Below are 3,248 nucleotides of genomic sequence, written 5' to 3'. Positions count from 1 at the left end.
ATCGGCAGCCGCTGGACCGGCACGGCGGCGGACCCGGGACCGGTGGGGGTCGGGGGGTGGGGACGTACGACCGGGACGGGCGCACCGGACGGGGCGGCCGCCGGCGCCCGGTGCGACGGGGGCGGGGACGGCGAGGCCGACGCCCGCACGGCGCCCTCCGGGCGTACCGGCACACCGTTCGCCGCTCCCGGACCGGCTGCCCGGGGGCCGTGCGGGCGGGGGCCGAGGCCGGTCGCACGCTGCACGGCCGGAAGAGCCGCCGCACCCGCTCCACCGGTCCCGAAGGACGGGGGCCCCGGGGTGCCGGCCGCCGCCGGGGGCCGGTGGTCCGTACGGGAGCGCCGGACGCGCCCGAGCAGGCCGCTGCCCGCGGTGGGCGCCGGGGCCGTCCGTGCCGGCGACGGTGCCGGGGTGCCGGGGACGTCGGGTGTCCGTACGGGCGGGGTGTCGCGCCGCCACGAGGGCGTCACGACCGGGCGGGCGGCACCGGGGGCCGGGGCCGGCGCCGAGAAACCCTCGGTCGCACCGGTGCTGACGTCCAGCGGCCGGTCCGCCAGGAGCGACCGCGAGCGCTGGACGACGGCCGGCGCCGGAGCACCGCCGGCGCCGGGGAGCACCGAGGGCGTCCTGCGGGCCACCACGGGCGTGGACCCGGACGCGGCGGAGACGTGTGGTGCGCGCGTACCGGGGACCGGGGGCCGGGGTGCGGCGGCCGTGGGCCCGCCCGGGGGCTCGGGGTCCCGGCCTGCGGGCTGCTCACGGCCGGGCGCGGTGCCGGTCCGCCGGACCACGGTGCCGTCCCGTCCGGCGCGCCGGACGGCGGTCGGGGCCGGGGCGGAGTCGCCGGGAGCCGGCGGGCCGTCGGACGCCCGTACGGGCATCCCGGCCCCCGTACCGGGCCGCGGCGGTTCGGGTACGGAGCGGCGGCCGGTGCCCGGTCCGCCGTCCCGCACCGGGGCGGGGGTGCTCGCCGGGTCCGTCCGGCGCTGCACCTGCCGACCGGTACCGAGCAGCGGTGCGGCGCCCGGGGTGGTGGGCGCGGCACCGGCCGTGGGCGGCAGCGCCGCCAGCGGGGCGCCGATCCCCCCGCGCGCCCGTGACGGGTCCGCCGGGGTACCGGGGCGCGACGGCGGCGTGGGGGAGGCGTCGGAGCTCCGCCGCCCGGTGCGGGCGGGAGACGCCGGAGGGGACGGAGGGGACGCCGAGTCCCGGGGCCCTGGCCCGTCCCCGGTCCGCGCGGACCCACGGGGCGCTGCTGGGGCTGGGGCAGGGGCCGGAGTGGAGCCGGAGGGGACCGACCGCTGGAGGACGGGCATGGCCGGACCGCCGGGGTCCGGCGTACCGGGGCCCGGACCGGCCGGCCGGCTCTGCGGAGCGACGGGTGAGGCGCTGGGCGGCAGTTCGCGCAAGGGCTCACCCAGGGCCGGCCGTACCGCCTCGGGACGCGGCGCGGTGGCGCCGGGCCGGTGCTCGCCACGGTCCGGCCCGCTCCGGGGGGCGGGCGGCGCGGAAACCCGGTCGGCCGCCTCGGCCCGGGGCGCGGGGCCCGCGCCCCGGGTGCGGTCGGCGGACGCCGGGAGGGCCGCCACCTGGCGCAGGGCCATCACCGGACGCCGTGCCACCACCAGCGGCGGGGGAGGACGCGGCGGCTTCCCCGCCGTGCCCCTGCCCGGCCCCCGCACCTCTCTGCGCACCGGCCGCAGGGGTGTCGAGGGCGCGTCGCTGCACGAGCGGCAGGGACGGTGCGGGAGGTGCGGAGGGCACGGGTGATCCGACCCGGGGCGGCGGTGTGCCGGCCCGGGGCGCCGGTGCCCGGTCGGGGACGGCCGACGTGCTGCCCGAAGCCGGTGTCGCGCGGTCCCGGGACGTCGGGGTCCCGCCGGGGGAACCCGGCGTCCCGTCCCGGCGTGCGGGCGTACCGCCCCGGGGCGCCGGTGCCCGGCCGGGTACGGCTGTCGCGTTGTCCCGGGACGGCGTCGCACCGCCCGGAGCCGTGGGCGTACCGCCCTGGGACGCCGGCCCCGACGCCGAACCCGATCCCTGGGGCGCCGGCCCCGACGCCCCGCCCCGCTCCGCCGACGTACGCGTCGCGCCGGCCGACCGCTGGACGGCCCGGGCCCCGTGGCCCGGTGCGGTCGCCGCCGGGGCGGACGGGCCGCGCGGCGTGGACGCGACGGGCAGGGACGGGGAACCGGACCGGCCCGCCGGGGAACCCGGTACCGGTCCCGGCCCCGCGTCCGGAGTGATCGCGCGCAGCAGCAGCGGCCCGCCGCCCTGGGACGGCGGGCGGCCCTCGGAGGCCGGACGGGTCACCCCGTGGATCAGGCCCACCGGGGCCGACGGCAGTACCGCGTGGCCGAGTTCGCCGCCGAACGCGGGGTTCTGCCACGAGGCGAGCCCCGCCCGGAACCGCAGCCCGTCGCTCACCCCGATCGACGACCGTGCCACCGTCACCGGCGGCGGGTGCGACCCGCTGCCAGCCGCCGTCCCAGTCGTCGCCCCGGGCTCCGGCCGCCGCGACGGCGTCCGAGGACCCCCCGCCCGGACCGCCGGGCCGCTCCGGCGGGACGGCCGCCGCGGTGCGGCGCTCCTCCCGCCGGAACCAGCCGCCGAAGCCCATATGATCAACCGCCTTCGTTGGCGCGGGTGTTGATCCGCGCGATCTCCCTCACCCACTGCTGACGCTCGCCGTGGGTGAGGTCGAGGATCTCCTCGAGCTGCCAGTGGAAGTGGTAGGCGACGTACGCGATCTCCTCCCGCATCCGGGGAAGCGCGTACGTCACGATTCCCCCAGGCGCCCACCCGAGAGGTCCACCTCGAACGAGCCGTGGCACAGCGGGCAGGTCACGGCCGCGTGCGTGTGCCCCTCGCTGTTGATCCGCCGGTAGAAGTCCTGGAGGAACGCCACGTCCGTGGCGTACATCCGCTCGACCACCCCGGCGTGCACGTCGGTGACCGTGCCGAGCTGGGTGATCACCTGGCTCAGCAGCACCACGCTCAGGTACGCCGGGTTCTCCTTGACGCGCAGGTCGATCTGCGGACGCAGCTCGTCCCGGGCGGTCGCCAGCCGCATCGTGCCCCGCCGGTGCACCGTGCCCTCGTCGTCGACGTAACCGCGCGGGAGCTCGAACTCGAACTCGTCGCGCAGCTCCTGCCGGTTCTGCGCCTGCACAGGGGCCGGCGCGGGCGCGGGCGCGGATTCCTCCGCAGCCGCGGCGGGCGCCGTGGCGGCGAGGATCTCGTCCAGA

At 80.5% G+C, this 3,248-nt stretch carries 2 protein-coding genes and 1 pseudogene; all 3 read right to left on the bottom strand.

Annotated features, from left to right (window positions below):
* Positions 1-992 (bottom strand): annotated as a pseudogene (locus IH13_RS44705) (hypothetical protein); the annotation flags it as partial.
* Positions 993-2,624: 1,632 nt separating this feature from the next.
* Positions 2,625-2,783, bottom strand: coding sequence for a DUF6760 family protein (locus tag IH13_RS44010; RefSeq protein WP_199814739.1), 159 nt, complete (start codon positions 2,781-2,783; stop codon positions 2,625-2,627).
* Positions 2,780-3,247 (bottom strand): hypothetical protein, encoded by a 468-nt coding sequence (locus IH13_RS0118805; protein ID WP_234433327.1) that lies wholly within the window; start codon positions 3,245-3,247, stop codon positions 2,780-2,782. The genes IH13_RS44010 and IH13_RS0118805 overlap by 4 nt, the downstream gene beginning before the upstream one ends.
* Between the last annotated feature and the right edge of the window lies 1 nt (position 3,248).

It is taken from the genome of Streptomyces sp. NRRL WC-3549 (assembly GCF_000721935.1).
GTDB lineage: Bacteria > Actinomycetota > Actinomycetes > Streptomycetales > Streptomycetaceae > Streptomyces.
The sequence above is the reverse complement of the archived record's forward strand: the minus strand, read 5'-3'. Positions and strand labels throughout refer to the sequence as shown.